Below are 17,952 nucleotides of genomic sequence, written 5' to 3' on the forward strand. Positions count from 1 at the left end.
ATTGAAGCGATACGCTTTAAAATTTGTTAGCTGGTGGCCAATTAGGGTTTTCTATTTCATCTTCACCTACGGCTGTGTCTGCTTCAAGTGTAATCGTTCTTGGGGTGTCAGTTTTAGGAATACAAACTTCAACAACAAAGTTAGTTTGCTCCTGTGAACGAATTTCTTCCATAACGGCTAGCAACTCGTGAATGTTGGACACCTTTCTACCTTCACCACCAAATGCTTCAGTAATTTTCGAAATGTTCCAACTGGGTAAATCGTTATAAGCGTAAACGTTGTCCAATAAAGGATCTTCGTAGTCCACTTTGGGATCTCTGAATGGATTTGGGTTAACCAAATATTGTTCGATCCCATAAATACCATTGGCGATCACAAAGACCACCGTATTGTGGCCGTATGCATGTTGATCCGCGACAGCTTGACAGGTTTCGTGAAATGCACCGTCGCCAACTACAACCATGGCTCTTTTGTCTGGAAATGCACATTTGACTCCTAAAGCGGCAGGGACTGAGTAGCCGATGGATAGCCATGATGCTTGAGCAACAAAGCCGTTTTGAGCTGGCACCTTCATGCTCTGGGCGCCAATTAGTGGAAAGCCAGCGTCGACAATAACTACATCGTCCTCGGTAATAAACTGCTCAAGTGTGTGATAGAAACTATCATAACCTAGATTACTAGCTGACTGGGCGACCGTGTTTTTCAAACTTGGCAGATAAGGAACTAAGCCCTGTAAGCGGTGGCCTTTGTCTCTGATTTTTGAAAATTCGTCAGCCAGACATTGTATGTAATCATCAAGCGTGACAGATGGATAAAAATAGGCACCGACATAAACGCCATTTTGTGCAGCGATAATAGTGCGATCACTTTTAATATCTTGGTTGCTGGTGTCTTTGCCTGTGGTCCAGGTACCCATTCCAACAAGCACCCCGTCCTCACCGATTAGGCTGTCGATCTCTGACGGTGACATAGTAAAACAGCCTTTAAACCATTTATGTTCTTCACTGATCACTGACTTACTCATGGCTGAGGTCACAAAATTCACGTGTTTATCGGGTAAAATGTGGTGTGAGTTTATCTCTTCAAGCAAAGACAAAAATTGCTCTTGTAAACCAAAGCGTTGTAGCTCAACCCCAGCCCAAAATATACTTTTTGGTCTCTCAAGCATTAATTTTACGGTCGCTTTAGCGGCACTTTGGGCTTCACTCACTGTCAAGTTTGCGCCTTTTCCGCTGGCCAATGCGCGTGATGGCACAGCACAGTGACTTCTCCATACATCCTCGGTGACTTCAAGATAAACAGGACGTTGTTCTGTGAGCATTGCAGTTAATACCGAGTCGATTTGATAAGGTGCTTGAGTTGCATTAGTGATCCGCTCAGAAGCGACGGTAATGGGTTTGAACATATGGATATCTACAAACTCATAGCCAGTTGTATGTGAGTAAAGTAGTCCGGCATGTTTTGATGTCTGGTCTTCTTTATTTGTCGGTGCACCATTAACTAAGATCACCGGCACTTGCTCAACGTATGACCCCGCAATGGTATTTAGCATCGTAAATGCGCCAACACTGTAGGTGACATAAAGTGCGCATGGGCCATTTAGTCTTGCATACGCATCAGCAGCAAATCCTGCACAAATTTCATTGGCATTACCTGAAATTTTAATTGGTGTGCTTGGATCGGCTAATATGGTATCCAGTAATGCAGCAGTATAGTTACCAGCGACGCCAAACATCTGTTGTACTTTGAGTTCTTCCAGTCTTAGTTTGAGATATTCGGCGACAGTGCAGGTCGGTTGATTATCTAACATTTATTTTCTCCTTAAAATCTAGATCTATGACAAGGAGGCTTGCGCCTCCTTTAATTATTTTTTATCAAAGTAAGTCAGATTCACGCCAAGAACACCGTGAGGATCATAAGTAGCGCGGATAGCTGCGCTGCCAGAGGAGAAATTAGGGTCAATGTATTCCTGAATATACTTCGCCGAGTTTTCGTTATACACAGCCTTGATAGCGACTGAAGGAGAGATATGGTTATTTTGCTCGTAAACGTCGCTAAGGGCTTGCAGACCAAAACCTTTTTCTAAAGCTAAATCGGTAGAGCGTAGTGCACCTTCAACCCAACCTTGGTAGTCAGAGAATGCTTCACCGCAGGTGAATAGATTTGGTAAAGGTTCGATTAACTCACGCATCACTTCTCTATCGTCGGCATCTAATGCCCACTGGTGAACACCAAAACCAAACTGTTGGGCTGGCTGTACGTCTGTTAACACATTACCTTCCCAAATGCGGGCGCTGGTAAGAATTGGCGCAGGCACATAGTGTGTGTCGAAAATATCTTTAAAGAACTGTGTGGCTTGATGAACCACTGCCTCAGACGCTGGGAAAACATCACTAGGTACGGACTCGATAACATCTGATTGTCTGGGGTTGTGGTAGAGCTCACCCTTGTTTTGCAGAGCACTCCAAAAGTTGATGTTTAAGTAATCGCAGTAAATAGTTAGCGCTGCTGGTTTGGTATATTTTTGTTCATCAATCTTATCAACTTTCGCTTGTATTTCTTCATCAGGCTTAGTGTCACGCTCTTGATACATTAAGGCTGCTGCGAGCTCGTCGTCCACCGCATAGAATGGATAAACAGAACCTGTTGGTAGGTCAGCAAAGTTAGGGCCAAAAGAGACAGAAGGTCTGCCAGAGATGCCATTACCCCACCATGCATCTTCATAATAGAGGTTAATTTTTAACAGTGGTTGGTTACTGGTACTTTGCAAGGTATTCCATAGTCTATCCGCTTCTAATTTAGGAAGACTATTGATGGCATTAGAGCGAACAAATAGTTTTTCAAGCGCAAGGCGTGGTAAGCCAAGAATCACTTTTTCTGCTTCGACGGTGTTTTGCGTGACCTTGCCATCAAGGGAAGTTTGTGTGTAATTAAGAATATAATGGCCGTTTTTGATATCGATGCTGTCTACTGATGTTTGTAAGAAAATTTTGTCTTTACCAATTTGATCAACCAGAGCGTTTGGCAGCGTGCTGAAGCCGTCTTTAAAGGTTTTAAATTGCACATCGGCAGGGAAATCTTCAAGCAGCTGATAAGCCACACCCGCGTTCATTTTTGATAAAAATGTTCCATTAAAGCCTAATACGCGATAGAGCATAGTGATACATTCTTGGCTATAACCCATTTCAGACAGTAAATCCCACAGTGACCATTTATACAGTGGAACACCTTGCCATTGGCAGTCTAACCTGAATCCTTGCCAAAACTCTGGGCCTCTGACCTCAGGTCTTGAGTCAAATTGGGGGTTGGCTTGTAAAATACGGTTGAACACCACATTAATGATGTCCTTAGGGTTGATCCCTTGCTCACTAGGGTCTAAGTTGTATAGCGCTGACCAAATTGCATAGTTATCTTGCTGTGCTTCATCGACTGAAAAACTGGTGCCACGGAAATACAACCGGTTGTTACCACCGCTATTCATGGGGAAGGGGACGATTTCATCTTGTAACCCCAAATCTAAAAATAGCGCCATCAAGTCGTCCATACCGTCAAACAAAAAACGCATACCACCTTGTTCTTCTTTTACCGTAATCGGTTGGTTGGACGGGTCATTTGCTTGAGGCTTGAAGTGAATTAAATCAGAATCCAGTCGACCACCGGTACGATCGCTGCGTTCTAAAATAGCGATGTCTGAAATGTCTTTTTCGTTTTGGAGACGCCAAGCGCTATAAAGGCCTGACATACCCGCCCCGACGATGGCGACCTTAACGACATTGGGTACTTGTGAACATTGAATGTCTTTTCCGAGTTTATAATGAGTCATATCGCTTCCTTTTTCCTTTGCTCACATATGCAATAGACCGCTTCTACTTCCTAAATCAAGTGTGAGAATTAGCGTGATAGTTATTTTAAATTTGGTTGTAACAGAAAAACTGTGTTGACGATGACGACAGTCTGCTGTTTTGACTAAGTACGCCCAAAGCGGCGCCTCTCCAACTGTAGTACATATTGTTAAGTTTATGTAAAGCTAGTGTTCGTTAGAGATGATGCCTCTGTGAATTTGCCTTTACAGTAACGGTTTACTGTAGTTATGTTTTTGGAAGTTAAACGATTTTTTTGTTGAGAGATTGAAAGGTTGGTCAAGATTACGATGTTAGGAACTTTATAATGCTTAGCATAAAGCATGAATTTGTTATGGTAGTATTTGAGCCAGTAATACACATAGATGCAAACGCTTAGCGTTGGTTTTGCTAAGCGTTTTTAAACGGCAAGTTCGCTTGTTTGAAGTCAGAATTACCTAACCTTTAGTTCTGTTCAATAGAGCGATAATTTCCTTGACCACCATTTCAGGTTCATCTCGTTGTGGGAAATGATAGCTTTGTTTGGTCAGTACCACTTTTCCTTGTGGAAACGACTCAGCCCATTTAGTGTGCAGCTCTCCCCACAGGGCTCTGCCTTGATCAGTAAAAAACAGCACCGGTGGATTGCTATATTGCTTAACGGACGCAATAACGGTGACAGGAATATCGGCGATTTGAGGGTAATCAGGCAGAGGGCGCTTAGACCAAAAATCCAGATATTGATTTGACATGCCGTTGGCAAGATCATCCAGCTTTATTCGCGCAATTTCTGCTTCGGCTTTGGCTAAATCAATTTGACGCATAATCTCGACATCATGCTCCGAAGCAGGCTCAATAAGCATCAAAGCGGACACTTTCTCTGGGTAGTTGGCTGCAAAATGCCTGGCAATATTTGCCCCATAGGAATGGGCGATATAAACGACAGGCTTTACGATGTGCAATAGGTCAAGCAGCATGTTTGCTTCTTCAGCGTATTCTTCAGAACTGTAGTTTTTCTTGATTGGCGCTGAATTGCCGTTGCCAATGCGCGAGTAACGGATAACTCGGGCATGTTTTAGCAAGCTGTCAAAGATGGGGTCCCAATCAGATAAACCGGCGGAGCCTCCGGCTTCAAGCAAAATAGTGTGTTTCCCACTTCCTGCAATTTGATACTCTACGCGATAGTTTTTAATTTTAATAAATGTAGACGCTGCGTGAGCGCTACCCGTTAAACAGATCCCAATTAGCAACCAAAATAATTTCAAGCACTTCTCCCTATTAACCGTGAATCAATCTGTGCAGTTGCTCAGTCGATGAGAAACTTCTCCAATTTTAACAACTTGTTGCTCATTTCCAAACCCCCGAGTTAGCCCGCAAATTCAATATCAACTTGGGCGAAAACATCCAAACATATGAAAGTGAGGTTTGAACTAACCCTACATTTTATTCGTATGACCATGTGCTTTTAATCACTTAAGGAGAAATCATGAAAAAAGCCATGCCATATCTTGTTGTGTTGGCGGTACTTATCACCTTCAACACACATGCAAAGGTTATTTCTAAAGCCGAAGTTGAAGCCGCTCAGCGAAGTTGGGGGCAAGGAATAGTACATATTGGACAAGCCGAAAATCCGACAAAGGCAGCAATAGAGCATATTGAGACTTTCTACGCTTTTGATGACGGTCCGGTGCTATTTAAACCTACGTTAGCTTCGGTCGATCAATTCCGCGGTACCAAAAAAGAAGCCTTGTCATATTTTGTTGGACAAGGCTTAGCCGAAGATAAGGGTTTCGCATTGGCTCCCTATATAAAAGTGCGTTGGGAAAACGAGGGGATCATCACTTTGGGCAACTCAGCGTTGGCAATGGGTAATTATTTTTTTACTAAGAAAGATGGAGAGGAAATTAAAGTCGAATATTCTTTTGGCTACATAAAAAACCAAGCGGGTGATTTGAAGATTAATTTACACCATTCATCTTTGCCATTCAGTCGTCAATAGCGCTTAACGTTAACTAAAATGCGCTTGGTCACATGAAAAGGTTTGGTGTTTTAAATAATCATGTGACCACATTGCTTTTATTGCTGCCTTAGTGATTTCCTGTTTTGGCTTATCCATCGCCTAGTTGCATTTTGATCTATGAAGCGTTGGTAGGTTTGTTTGTCGTGTGGCGCTTGGGTATGATCACTCAATTGGATTAATAGTAGTGCAGCGTCCAGCGCATCCACTTTATTTTGATTAATCTGCGCAAGCTGAAATGCTTCTGTTGCGTGACGTTTACTCTGTTGCCATTGATTTTGAGCTAACGCTATTTGAGCTTTAGCTAATGCTTGGAACGAGGGCCTTTGCCAGTCTTTTATGGTAGTGATGGCTAGTGACCAGTCTTGTTGCAGCAGGGCTATATCTCTGAGCTGAGCGGCAGCATGATAAAACTCATGCATGTAAAGTGGTGAATAAGGAAGCGCTAAAATTTTTTCGTAGTGGGGTTGTGCCTCCAAGGGGGAATTTGCTATCCAGCCAAGAGTTTTGTATATCAATATATGGTGAATTGGGTCTAGCTGGTGGAGTTGTAAAAGCTCAGTAGCAAGGTCGATTTGCGCGTACATCAATTCGGTTTGACCAGATTTAGAGGCCATAAAAGATTGAGTAACATGGGCTGTGACTTCTAACAATGAGTCACCGCTGCTTCTGGCTTTTGCGATTGCCCGATTTAAAACGAGTATCGCTTGACGAAAATCCTGTTCTACAAGATAAAGCCAAGAGGATTGTATTAACGCTTTGGCTTCAAGGTGCTCAAGTGATAGTTGTTGAAAAGCCGAGATAGCGCGTTCTGCATCAAGCTTGGCACTTTCCCATTGCTGATTCCATTGATTGACGTCAGTTTTTAATAAGGACAATAGTCCAGTTCGCAACAAGCTATTTTTAGCTTTAAGCTGTTGAGCCAACAAAGCATCCGCCATATCAAACTCATGAAACCTAAATTGCAGTAGCGCTTGTTGTTGTAAAATTACGGCTTGAAGGTGTTTGGGTCCATTGAGCACCTTAAGAATAGCCAACGCCTGAGCATCGGTTGCCACTTCAAAATAACCCGACCTTGCAAGCAGTTTAAGTAATGCGGCTAATTGTGATTGTGCTCCCGAAGTGTCTTTTGAAAATATATAGTCATTCCAGTCGCGCTTAGTAGTAGAAATAGAAAACCTCAGCGCCATACCTCCATTGACTGGATAAGCTTGGCTGGCCACAAACCATTGTGATGGATTCAGATTTAGGTATTGCTTCACATCAGTTGTGGATTGAAGCTTTTGGTCTGAATTAAGACCGTTTAGCAAAGTGATTTCAGAGCTTTTTGGATTGAAAAGATAAATCTGCTGAAAGTGTGTGGTCGAGACACTGTTTTCTTCGAGGAGCGATCTTTGATTAAGCAATATTAGGGTGCCAACAACGCAAATCATACAGGCTAAAAGTGTGATATATATCGGTTTAAATAGCGGACTTTTGTTCTCAGTTACGATAGCTGGTTTAAGTTTTTGAAGGTGTAAGGACGCATCACTTTGTATGGTACTTTCTTCTAGCGGTAATGGGGTAATTTTTAACTGCCAAAGATAACCTTTTTTGGGAAAAGTTTTGATAGCATCAGCCCCAAACAACGAGCGCAACAGACTGATGTTTTGAAATACCACCTGATCGGATACAACACGCTCTGACCATACCTTGTCAAGAATGTCGTTTTTAGAAACAATACTTCCGGCATTTTGCAAAAAAAAGCTAAGGAGTTGAGTCGCTTTATCATTTAACGCCACTGCTTCGCCCGCTTCGGTTAACAACTGTTGGTTGGTATCAAATCGAAAAGTCTTAAAACTGAGTATCATTATTGTTGTTCGACATTTTTAAACGGATACAGGCAGGAAAAGACTAACACTAAGTAATAGACTCGAAAAGACTTCTTGGGTTAGTGAGTGTAAAAAGTGCTGTTAGTGCATTCAGAATCGTGCTGTTTGAGTATAATCGACTATATTATTGCTATTAATACATCTTTTGGCATTTTATGTCATGAGGGACTAATACCAATTCATTTAATGAAGTGAGCCATTTTGAGGAAAGAAAAGGTTGTCGATAGCACCGCTCTCGTGTCCTGCTACCGCTAAGGTACCTACATCCGAGTAGGCACCGCTATCGCGTCCTGCTACCGCTAAGGTACCTACATCCGTGTAGGCACCGCTATCGCGTCCTGCTATCGCTAAGGTACCTACATCCGTGTAGGCAAGGGAAAAATTTTGCTATTTAGTTGTTTTAAATAAAAATTTTTAACGCGGCTAACGTCAGGTTTAGTTCCTCGAAATGATTAATAATTAATGAGGGTGGTATAAAGTACAGCCGCTGAACCGAAAAGAGAGATAAAGTGAACCTGCTTGCCTATTTACTCATTGTCGCTGCAACCATGTCGCCCGCCGAACTTTATAAGAATTTACAAAATTTACAGCAGTTGAGTGCTGAGCATCCAAGACAAGCCCTTGAATTATACAAAACCATCCGCCCGGATATACCCACTGAGCCTTCAAAAGGGGTGTTTGAGATCCATCGTGCAGGTTTGGAAGCTGCTGTGAGAGCCAGCGATGTTGCAATGATTAGAGATATCGCGACATTGTTCTATTCTGCCCCCGATTGGAATACATACCTGAATCATGAAAAGGCTTTGTTGGTTAGCTATGTTGCAATTTATAACAGAAGAAATGCTCATTTTGATAAAGCGCTAGACTTATATCAATGCGCTTTGGGGTATGCCAAGGACAAGTCGAAATCTAGCCTACAAAATAACATTGCAGTGGTTTATCGAGTATCAGGGCAGCTTGCCAAGGCAGAGCACTTGTTAAGTGAGACTATTGAGCAAGAATCACGTCCAGAGGTCATCGCTGCGTTAGCAAACAATCTCGCTAATGTGTACTCTGACCAACAAAGTTATGACAAAGCGCTGACTTTTTATCGTCAAGCGTTTAGTCATTACCAGCAAGTGGGAAATGACTGGGAAGCCGCATATGTGGGCTTGAATTTATTGCATGTGACAATTATGGCAAAACAGTGGTCTGAATTTGAGCGGTACTTAATTACAGTCAAAGCTCAACTTAAAGCTGTGGAAGACGAATTGGCTCTAGACGTACTTAGGTGGCAGGTGGTGACCTATGAAAGCTCGGCTAAGCAGCAAGCTTTGTCAGATAAACAGCGGCAGCTACTTATCGGCTCCTTGCCGGCTGTACTGCAAAGTGAATTTAAAACGAATATCTCACCTTATGCTGCGCTACTGGCAGACAAACAGCTCCAAAGTCGCGTGCTCATTGAGTTGCAACAATTGGAGCAGGCTGCAGAGCAAGTTACGGCAGAGGAGTTACCTGAAATCGATGTGCAAATATGGTGCGATTAGGAAGTTTAAAAACGCCATGCGAGGTGCAGCTGAAGAACCGATTCGCTATTTTTGGTACCTAGTTTATGACGCCAATATTGCCATTCAATTCCCAACATCAATTGGCCATCGGGCATGGATAGGTTTCGGCCTAAGTCCCACTGCAATATTGGTTGCGCTAAAATCCAGTTATTAACTTGCGCATTGAATTCATTTTTTCTGTCAGCGATGTATTCGACATGTCCCGTTAAATAAAACTTCTGATCTCCCAACACAAACGGATAACCCCAAGCGAAGTCTAACATCCAACTGTTGCTCTGCTTTGGTGCTCCGCCGTTATTAAAACCTTGGCTGTCATCCTGATAAAGGGTGAATGTTGATGAGAAAAAATCGAACCCTGTTATGTTCCAGTTGAATTTCACACCAGGTAAATATTTAACTACCTTGGCATCGCCAGCCGCATTAATACCAAACACCAAGCTGATATCGCTCAAACCAGCATAAGAAGATTGATACTTTGCGATTTTTGCTAATGAAAAGCTGGAATACCACTCAGCATAAAAGTCTCCATCTTGATAGCCGTCATGTACATTATCTTTGCTGTAATCAACAAAAAAGAAATTATCACCATATTGGTAGCCTGAAGCGTGCTGTAGCGAGTAAACGGTCGTGCTTGCTTGTTGCTGTGAAAATGGATTCTCGAACCGACCGTGATTAATATGGAGCTGGGTATTGCTCCACGTTGCAGCGGAGGCAGAGCAAGAGAGCATGAAGCAAAGAAAAAGAAGTAGGTAAGGTAGTTTCATCGTGTGTTATTCAAAGGCTAAAAACCTCAGTATAACAAAGGCGCTCAGAGTTGAGTGCTAAATAGCGTAATGCTATTAGGGTCTGTTGATCTTTTGAGTTTATTTTTGCAGCCGTTGGATTGGCATTTATACAAGGCAGAGCGTACGTAGCTTAATTATTCTATGTGAGTCAGATGCTAAAGGATTTGTGCTCCTGCAACGTCACCTTACCCCACTTCCATGTGGGGTAACCCAGTAGAAACGCCAATCAAGCGCCGCGCTCAAAACCCACTGAGGGGCACAAAAATCAAACCGCAAAGTTCAACAGGCACTAGGCTTCGTTTCTTTTCAGGCAAATGACAGCAACAGCCGTAAATGCAAGAATAAAACAGTAGAAAGATGAGGTTGAGACATCCCAAGGACTGATTTTAAACGTTGCCCCAAGCAGGAGTGCTTGAGCTCCATAGGGTAAAGAGCCTTGCATAACGCAAGCAAAAATATCCAACAAGCTGGCTGAACGTTTTGCAGAAATGCTCCCATCTTCTGCTAATTTTTTGGCAACTGGCCCAGCCACGATGATACTTACGGTGTTATTGGCGATACACAGGTTACTGGTTAACACTAACGCAGCAATACCAAGCTGATCTGCCACTTTGCGGTGCCATTTAGCAATAATCGCTGTGAGCTTTTGGATTTTGTGCGCCAAAAAGTCTAAACCACCGTTTAAACGGATAAACTCTGACAAACCACCGATAAACATAGAGAGCAAGAAAATTTCTTGCATATCACTAAAGCCCTTATAGACATCCTTAACAAAAGCAGCGCCCTGATAATCACCGGTAAAGCCCATTAACGCGGCAAAAATAATGCCACTGAATAACACTACAAATACGTTAATACCTATGACCGCTAGCACTAAAATAAATGCATAAGGTAAAACAAGTAACCAATCGAAGGTTTTAGTTTCAACGACTTCAGGCTCTGGGGTCAGAAACACCAAAAGTAATACCGTCAAAACCGCCGCTGGCAGGGCAATTTTTAAGTTTTCTTTGAATTTGTCTTTCATTTCACAACCTTGCGTACGCGTTGCAGCGATAGTTGTGTCAGAAATAATCGATAAGTTATCACCAAACATAGCACCAGAAACAATTGTTCCGGCCATTAGTGCAGGGTCTATACCAGTTTTGCTTGCTACGGCAACCGCTATTGGGGCGATGGCGCCGATGGTACCCATCGAAGTCCCCATTGCTGTAGAAACAACGGCTGCAATTAAAAACAATCCGGGCAGTAAAAAAGCAGGAGGAATAAGCGACAAACCAGCGTTGACAACTGCATCTACACCACCTGTTGCACTTGCAACGGCGGAAAATGCACCTGCAAGTAAATAGATTAGGCACATAGTGATGATATTACTGTGTCCAGCGCCCTGGATAAAAGTAGCAACGCTCTGATTAATGGTAGCCTTGTTGACTATAAAAGCCACGACAATGGCCGGCAGTATCGCTACTGGCGCTGGAAGCTGGTAAAAGGCGTAATCCACACCTTGAGATTGCAGGTACAAGCCTGTACCTAAGAATAAAGCTACAAAGGTTAGCAAAGGAAGCAAAGATAACTTTGCTTTAAGTTGGTCGAAATGTGGCTGCATAGCACTCCCCAAAATTGATCACAGCCGAATATTATTAGCTGTTGTACTTCTGTCGCCCGCAATAATAAAATCGGCGAGCGCGGAAGTTTATGTGTTTAGACGTCTAAAGTCTATTTTTTTGTTATCATTGAACCTGACTGACTATGACATAGAGATGCGTTAAACTCTAGCGGTGACTTTTATCGAGTATCATTCGAGTGTGGTGTAACTTGCGGTAGGCATAAAACTGGTCTTGCTACGCACTTGGTGATAACCCCAATTCCTCTAAATAACAAAAAAGGAAAACAACAATGACTCGAGTTGGTATATATGGCGCAAACGGTAGAATGGGATTAGCACTTATTGAGGCGTGTGCCCAAGCGAAAGGCGCTGAACTTGAGCAAGCTTGCGTAAGAAGCACTTCGGCACTTTTGGACCAGCCCGTGAAGTTGGTTCAACCCGTTGCAAATTCTGATATCAGTTTTAGCTCTGAATCGTTGCCGCGTGATAGCGTTGATGTCTGGATTGACTTCACCTTACCAGAGGGAATGCAAGCACATTTAGCAAAAGCCATTGAGCAAAAGAAGGCGATGGTGATAGGTACAACGGGCCTAAACGCAGAAGAGATGCAGCGCTTGTATGAAGCCGCTAAACATATTCCGATTGTTTTTTCTCGCAATTACAGTGTTGGTATAAACTTGCTATTAAACTTAGTGCAAGTGGCTGCAACTAAGCTTGCAGACGAAATGGACATAGAGATTTTCGAATCGCATCACCGAAATAAAATCGATGCACCTTCAGGCACCGCTTTAGCTATCGGTGAAGCCATTGCTTCGGCAAAAGGGTGGCAACATGATGATGTTGCAGTTTATGACCGTAGTCAGCACCACCATGCTAAATCTCAAAATGAGATTGGCTATTCAGTCCTTAGAGCGGGCGATATAGTTGGTGAACACACAGCTTACTTTGCAACTATGGGCGAAAGGCTGGAATTAACACATAGATCTGCATCAAGACTTACCTTTGCAGCAGGAGCTGTAAGGGCTGCAGAATGGTTAAAAGATAAGCCTGAAGGCTTTTATGATATGCAAGATGTGTTGAATTTGAAGTAGTTATTATGAGTTTTTAGGGGTTTAAAGAGGAAAATCAATTAAACCCCTTGTTTTTCAATTTTTCACTAAATGTATTAGACGAAAATAAGTTCTTGCTGTAGACTATAACGAATTTGCCAAAATTTTAATAACTGCGTGTTACCAAGCGCTTTGTAGACGGGATGTTGAGCGTTTTGCTTTCGCCCGTTTTTTACTATCTAGGAGGTTAAATTGACTAAATCCGCTCTGTTAGTCCTTGAAGACGGCACGGTGTTTCGCGGTACTGCTATTGGTGCTGACGGTATGTCAGTAGGTGAAGTAGTATTCAATACGTCAATGACTGGATATCAGGAAATTCTGACTGATCCATCTTATGCGGAACAAATCGTTACTCTTACGTACCCACATATCGGTAATACCGGTACTAACAGCGAAGATGAGGAAGCGGACAAGATCTGGGCAAAAGGCCTAGTGATCCGTGACTTACCACTGCTTGCAAGTAATTTCCGTAATGAGCAATCATTAAGTGAATACTTAAAACAACGCAATATCTTAGGGATCGCAGATATTGATACTCGTAAACTAACTCGCATTTTACGTGATAAAGGTGCGCAGAACGGTTGTATTATTGCGGGTGATGAAGTAGACGAGCAAAAAGCACTTGCAGCAGCGCAAGCGTTCCCTGGCTTGAAAGGGATGGATTTAGCAAAAGTTGTAACCACCGAAACTCAGTTTGAATGGCGTGAATCAAGCTGGACTCTAGGCCAAGGCTTTAAGACATTGGCAACAGAAGAAGAAAAGTTCCATGTTGTAGCCTACGATTTTGGTGTGAAGAAAAATATTTTACGCATGTTAGTGGACAGAGGATGTAAACTGACTGTGGTACCAGCAGAAACCTCCGCTGCTGAAGTACTAGCCTTGAATCCGGATGGCATCTTCTTGTCAAATGGCCCTGGTGATCCAGAGCCTTGTACTTACGCTATCGAAGCAATTAAGACTTTCCTAGAGACGGATACACCAATTTTTGGTATTTGCCTTGGTCATCAGCTACTTGCTCTGGCATCAGGTGCAAAAACGGTAAAAATGAAGTTCGGCCACCACGGTGGTAACCACCCCGTTAAAGATCTGGATCGCGATGTGGTGATGATCACCGCTCAAAACCATGGTTTTGCTGCAGATGAAGCCAGTTTACCTGACAACTTACGCGCAACACACAAATCGTTGTTTGATGGTACGTTGCAAGGTATTCACCGTACAGATAAACCAGCGTTTAGCTTCCAAGGCCACCCAGAGGCGAGCCCAGGACCTCATGATGCAGCGCCACTGTTCGATCATTTCATTGAATTAATGCAATCTCGTAAAGCTTAACTAGACCGGAGTAACAATGCCAAAACGTACCGACATAAAAAGCATTCTGATTTTGGGCGCGGGCCCAATCGTTATCGGCCAAGCGTGCGAATTCGATTACTCTGGTGCTCAGGCCTGTAAAGCGCTAAGAGAAGAGGGTTATAGAGTTATTCTAGTTAACTCAAATCCTGCAACTATTATGACCGACCCAGAAATGGCTGATGCGACATATATCGAGCCTATTCACTGGGAAGTGGTTGAAAAAATTATTGAGAAAGAAAAGCCAGATGCAGTGTTACCAACAATGGGTGGTCAAACTGCATTGAATTGTGCGCTGGATTTAGACAAACACGGCGTACTTGCTAAGCATAATGTAGAGCTAATCGGCGCAACTGCAGATGCTATAGACAAAGCAGAAAACCGTGAACGCTTTGATGCAGCGATGAAAAATATCGGCCTTGAGTGTCCACGTGCAGAAATAGCACATTCAATGGAAGAAGCACATGACGTGCTTTCTCGCATTGGCTTTCCATGTATTATTCGTCCTTCATTTACCATGGGCGGCACCGGTGGTGGTGTTGCATACAACATGGAAGAGTTTGAAGAGATCTGTGAGCGAGGTCTAGACCTTTCACCAACCAAAGAGCTACTTATCGATGAGAGCCTGTTAGGTTGGAAAGAGTATGAGATGGAAGTGGTTCGTGATAAAAACGACAACTGTATTATCGTGTGCTCTATCGAAAACTTTGACCCGATGGGTGTGCATACTGGTGACTCTATCACTGTAGCTCCTGCACAAACGCTAACAGACAAAGAATACCAAATCATGCGTAATGCATCGATGGCGGTACTTCGTGAAATTGGGGTTGAAACAGGTGGCTCAAACGTACAGTTTGGTGTAAACCCACATGATGGCCGTATGGTTATTATAGAAATGAACCCGCGTGTATCACGTTCATCAGCGCTTGCATCAAAAGCGACTGGCTTCCCAATTGCCAAAATTGCTGCAAAGCTAGCCGTGGGTTACACGCTTGATGAGCTTCAAAATGATATTACAGGCGGCGCGACACCAGCATCGTTTGAGCCGTCAATTGACTATGTAGTCACTAAGATCCCACGCTTTAACTTCGAAAAATTTGCTGGTTCTAACGACCGTCTTACTACTCAGATGAAGTCTGTCGGTGAAGTAATGGCAATTGGTCGTAACCAGCAAGAGTCATTGCAAAAAGCGCTTCGTGGTTTGGAAGTAGGGGCAACAGGTTTTAATCCAATCATCGCGTTAGATGCACCAAAAGCCAAAGAAACCATTATTCGCGAACTGCGTGAACCTGGTGCAGAGCGTATCTGGTACATCGCAGATGCAATGCGCCATGGTATGAGCGTGGACGATGTTTATGAACTGACTAAAGTCGACCGTTGGTATTTGGTGCAAATTGAAGACATCATCAAAGACGAAGCGAAAATTGCTGAAGTCGGTATGGCAGGTTTGAATAAGGCATTCTTACGCAGCTTGAAGCGTAAGGGGTTCTCTGATGCACGTATTGCAGAAATTGCCGGTGTATCAGAAAAAGAAATCCGTAAGAAGCGTCATCAGCTACAAATTTTACCAGTCTATAAGCGTGTTGATACCTGTGCAGCAGAATTCAGCTCAGACACAGCTTACATGTATTCAACTTACGATGAAGAGTGTGAAGCGCAGCCTTCTGACAAAGATAAAATTATGGTTATCGGCGGTGGCCCTAACCGTATCGGTCAAGGTATCGAATTTGATTATTGTTGTGTTCACGCGGCACTTGCAATGCGTGAAGATGGCTATGAAACAATCATGGTTAACTGTAACCCAGAGACCGTTTCAACCGACTATGATACATCAGACAGATTGTTCTTTGAGCCAATCACGCTTGAGGATGTTCTGGAGATTGTTCGTGTTGAAAAACCAAAGGGTGTGATTGTTCAGTATGGTGGTCAAACACCGTTGAAACTAGCACGTGATTTGGAAGCTAATGGTGTTCCTGTTATTGGTACGTCTCCAGATGCAATCGACCGAGCTGAAGACCGTGAACGTTTCCAGCAGCTTGTTGAGAGACTGAACCTATTACAACCTGAAAATGCGACGGTAACTTCTTTAGAAGAAGCAGTAGCAAGATCACAAGAAATAGGCTTCCCGCTTGTTGTTCGTCCATCATATGTACTTGGTGGCCGCGCAATGGAAATTGTGTACGATGAAGATGATCTTCGTCGTTATATGACAGAAGCGGTTTCAGTTTCAAATGAAGCGCCAGTACTACTAGATAGATTCTTGGATGACGCAATCGAAGTTGACGTTGACGCAATTTGCGACGGTGAAGATGTGATTATCGGTGGTATTATGGAACACATCGAGCAAGCGGGTGTTCACTCTGGTGACTCAGCATGTTCGCTACCAGCTCACACACTTTCTCAAGAAATCCAAGACGTAATGCGTAAGCAAGTGCGTGATATGGCGCTTGAACTAGGTGTTGTTGGTCTAATGAATACCCAGTTTGCTGTGAAAGATGGAGAAGTTTACTTAATTGAAGTTAACCCGCGTGCAGCGCGTACAGTTCCATTTGTTTCTAAAGCAACAGGTGTTGCCTTAGCTAAAGTGGCTGCGCGTTGTATGGTTGGTCAATCTTTGGCGAGTCAAGGTGTGACTAAAGAAGTGATCCCTCCTTATTACAGTGTAAAAGAAGTCGTACTGCCATTCGCTAAGTTCCCAGGTGTAGACCCAATGCGAGGTCCTGAAATGCGCTCAACGGGTGAAGTAATGGGTGTTGGTGAAAACTTCGCCGAAGCGTTTGCAAAAGCCCAATTAGGTGCAGCAAACGCTTTACCAAGAGGTGGTCGCGCGTTACTATCTGTGCGTAACGGTGACAAGGCACGAGTTGTAGAACTGGCTAAAACTATGAAGCAGATAGGCTTCGAGCTAGACGCTACTAACGGTACTGCAAAAGCGCTTGAAGAAGCAGGTATTGAAGTACGCCGTGTAAATAAAGTATTCGAAGGCCGTCCTCACATTCTTGACCGAATCAAAAATGGTGAGTACAGCTATATCGTAAATACCACTGAAGGTCGCCAAGCTATTGAAGACTCGAAGGTGTTACGTCGTGGTGCATTGCAGCATAAGACTAACTACACCACTACGCTAAATGCAGCGTTTGCGAACTGTACTGCCTATGAAGCGGATGACAGAAACTCAGTAAACTCTGTTCAGGAATTACACCAGCGTTTGAACTAAGAAATCTATGCCAAGGCTCAACGCCTTGGCGTTGAGTGAGAAACTTATGCAATCAATTCCGATGACTGTACGAGGCGAAGAATTGCTTCGTGAAGAACTGAATCATCTTAAAAAAGTTGTTCGTCCAAAAATCGTGGCTGATATTGCTGAAGCTCGTGAACATGGTGATTTGAAAGAAAACGCCGAATATCACGCAGCGAGAGAGCAACAAGGCTTTTGTGAAGGACGTATTCAAGAAATCGAAGCTAAGTTATCAACTGCACAAGTTATTGATGTAACTAAGATGCAGAATAACGGCAAAGTTATTTTTGGTAGCACTGTGACGATTTTGAATGTTGATACCGATGCTGAAGTGACGTATCGCATTGTTGGTGATGATGAAGCAGATATTAAGAGTAACCTTATCTCTGTTAACTCGCCCATTGCACGTGGCTTAATTGGTAAAGAGCTTGATGATACAGTGAGCATCCAAACTCCAAATGGAATGGTAGAGTACGAAATCATAGCAGTTGAATATAAGTAATCACCACTCTGTATAGTATTTTAAAAGCCCACAATAATGTGGGCTTTTTTATTGTGGAATAGCGCATAAAGGCATCAACTGTTATTGCTGTAAT

The 17,952-nt window shown here is 43.1% G+C and carries 12 protein-coding genes; 6 read left to right on the top strand and 6 right to left on the bottom strand.

Annotated elements, in window-relative coordinates; all coding sequences use genetic code 11:
* Nucleotides 1–16: 16 nt before the first annotated feature.
* The 3 genes from ACSLBF_RS06295 to ACSLBF_RS06305 all read right to left on the bottom strand — a co-directional run bounded on the left by ACSLBF_RS06295 (nt 17) and on the right by ACSLBF_RS06305 (nt 5,104).
* Nucleotides 17–1,810 (bottom strand): alpha-keto acid decarboxylase family protein, encoded by a 1,794-nt coding sequence (locus tag ACSLBF_RS06295; RefSeq protein ID WP_440055753.1) that lies wholly within the window; start codon nt 1,808–1,810, stop codon nt 17–19.
* Between the two features lie 54 nt (nt 1,811–1,864).
* Nucleotides 1,865–3,823 carry an FAD-dependent L-amino acid oxidase gene (locus tag ACSLBF_RS06300; RefSeq protein WP_440055754.1) on the bottom strand — a complete coding sequence of 653 codons (1,959 nt, stop codon included), beginning with the start codon at nt 3,821–3,823 and terminating at the stop codon, nt 1,865–1,867.
* Between the two features lie 474 nt (nt 3,824–4,297).
* A complete protein-coding gene (locus ACSLBF_RS06305; protein WP_440055755.1) occupies nt 4,298–5,104 on the bottom strand; it encodes an alpha/beta fold hydrolase in 807 nt (268 codons plus the stop codon).
* Between the two features lie 221 nt (nt 5,105–5,325).
* Here ACSLBF_RS06305 and ACSLBF_RS06310 point away from each other — a divergent pair, with 221 nt between their 5' ends.
* Nucleotides 5,326–5,838 carry a phosphoribosyl-AMP cyclohydrolase gene (locus ACSLBF_RS06310; protein ID WP_440055756.1) on the top strand — a complete coding sequence of 171 codons (513 nt, stop codon included), beginning with the start codon at nt 5,326–5,328 and terminating at the stop codon, nt 5,836–5,838.
* 77 nt (nt 5,839–5,915) lie between these two features.
* On the opposite strand, the gene ACSLBF_RS06315 is transcribed toward ACSLBF_RS06310, so the two are convergent.
* A complete protein-coding gene (locus ACSLBF_RS06315) occupies nt 5,916–7,706 on the bottom strand; it encodes a winged helix-turn-helix domain-containing protein (protein WP_440055757.1) in 1,791 nt (596 codons plus the stop codon).
* A 530-nt stretch (nt 7,707–8,236) separates the two neighbouring features.
* Here ACSLBF_RS06315 and ACSLBF_RS06320 point away from each other — a divergent pair.
* Nucleotides 8,237–9,253 carry a tetratricopeptide repeat protein gene (locus ACSLBF_RS06320; RefSeq protein ID WP_440055758.1) on the top strand — a complete coding sequence of 339 codons (1,017 nt, stop codon included), beginning with the start codon at nt 8,237–8,239 and terminating at the stop codon, nt 9,251–9,253.
* A gap of 5 nt (nt 9,254–9,258) precedes the next feature.
* On the opposite strand, the gene ACSLBF_RS06325 is transcribed toward ACSLBF_RS06320, so the two are convergent.
* Together ACSLBF_RS06325 and ACSLBF_RS06330 are read right to left on the bottom strand one after the other, a co-directional pair.
* Nucleotides 9,259–10,038, bottom strand: a complete 780-nt coding sequence (locus ACSLBF_RS06325) for a nucleoside-binding protein (protein ID WP_440055759.1) — start codon at nt 10,036–10,038, stop codon at nt 9,259–9,261.
* Nucleotides 10,039–10,348: 310 nt separating this feature from the next.
* Complete coding sequence (locus ACSLBF_RS06330; protein WP_440055760.1) at nt 10,349–11,662, bottom strand: Na+/H+ antiporter NhaC family protein; 1,314 nt, start codon at nt 11,660–11,662, stop codon at nt 10,349–10,351.
* Between the two features lie 290 nt (nt 11,663–11,952).
* Between ACSLBF_RS06330 and dapB the strand changes: the two genes are divergently transcribed.
* From dapB to greA, 4 genes are all read left to right on the top strand, one after another.
* On the top strand, nt 11,953–12,753 hold the full coding sequence (gene dapB, locus ACSLBF_RS06335; RefSeq protein ID WP_440055761.1) for a 4-hydroxy-tetrahydrodipicolinate reductase: 801 nt from the start codon (nt 11,953–11,955) through the stop codon (nt 12,751–12,753).
* 210 nt (nt 12,754–12,963) lie between these two features.
* On the top strand, nt 12,964–14,100 hold the full coding sequence (gene carA / locus ACSLBF_RS06340; protein WP_440055762.1) for a glutamine-hydrolyzing carbamoyl-phosphate synthase small subunit: 1,137 nt from the start codon (nt 12,964–12,966) through the stop codon (nt 14,098–14,100).
* A 16-nt stretch (nt 14,101–14,116) separates the two neighbouring features.
* The gene (carB, locus tag ACSLBF_RS06345; protein ID WP_440055763.1) at nt 14,117–17,335 is read left to right on the top strand and encodes a carbamoyl-phosphate synthase large subunit; all 3,219 of its coding nucleotides are present in this window, start codon (nt 14,117–14,119) and stop codon (nt 17,333–17,335) included.
* Between the two features lie 46 nt (nt 17,336–17,381).
* Nucleotides 17,382–17,858: a transcription elongation factor GreA gene (greA, locus tag ACSLBF_RS06350; RefSeq protein ID WP_440055764.1), complete on the top strand. Its 477-nt coding sequence runs from the start codon at nt 17,382–17,384 to the stop codon at nt 17,856–17,858.
* Nucleotides 17,859–17,952: the final 94 nt, after the last annotated feature.

The organism is Pseudoalteromonas sp. T1lg65 (assembly GCF_051930985.1).
Lineage (GTDB): Bacteria > Pseudomonadota > Gammaproteobacteria > Enterobacterales > Alteromonadaceae > Pseudoalteromonas.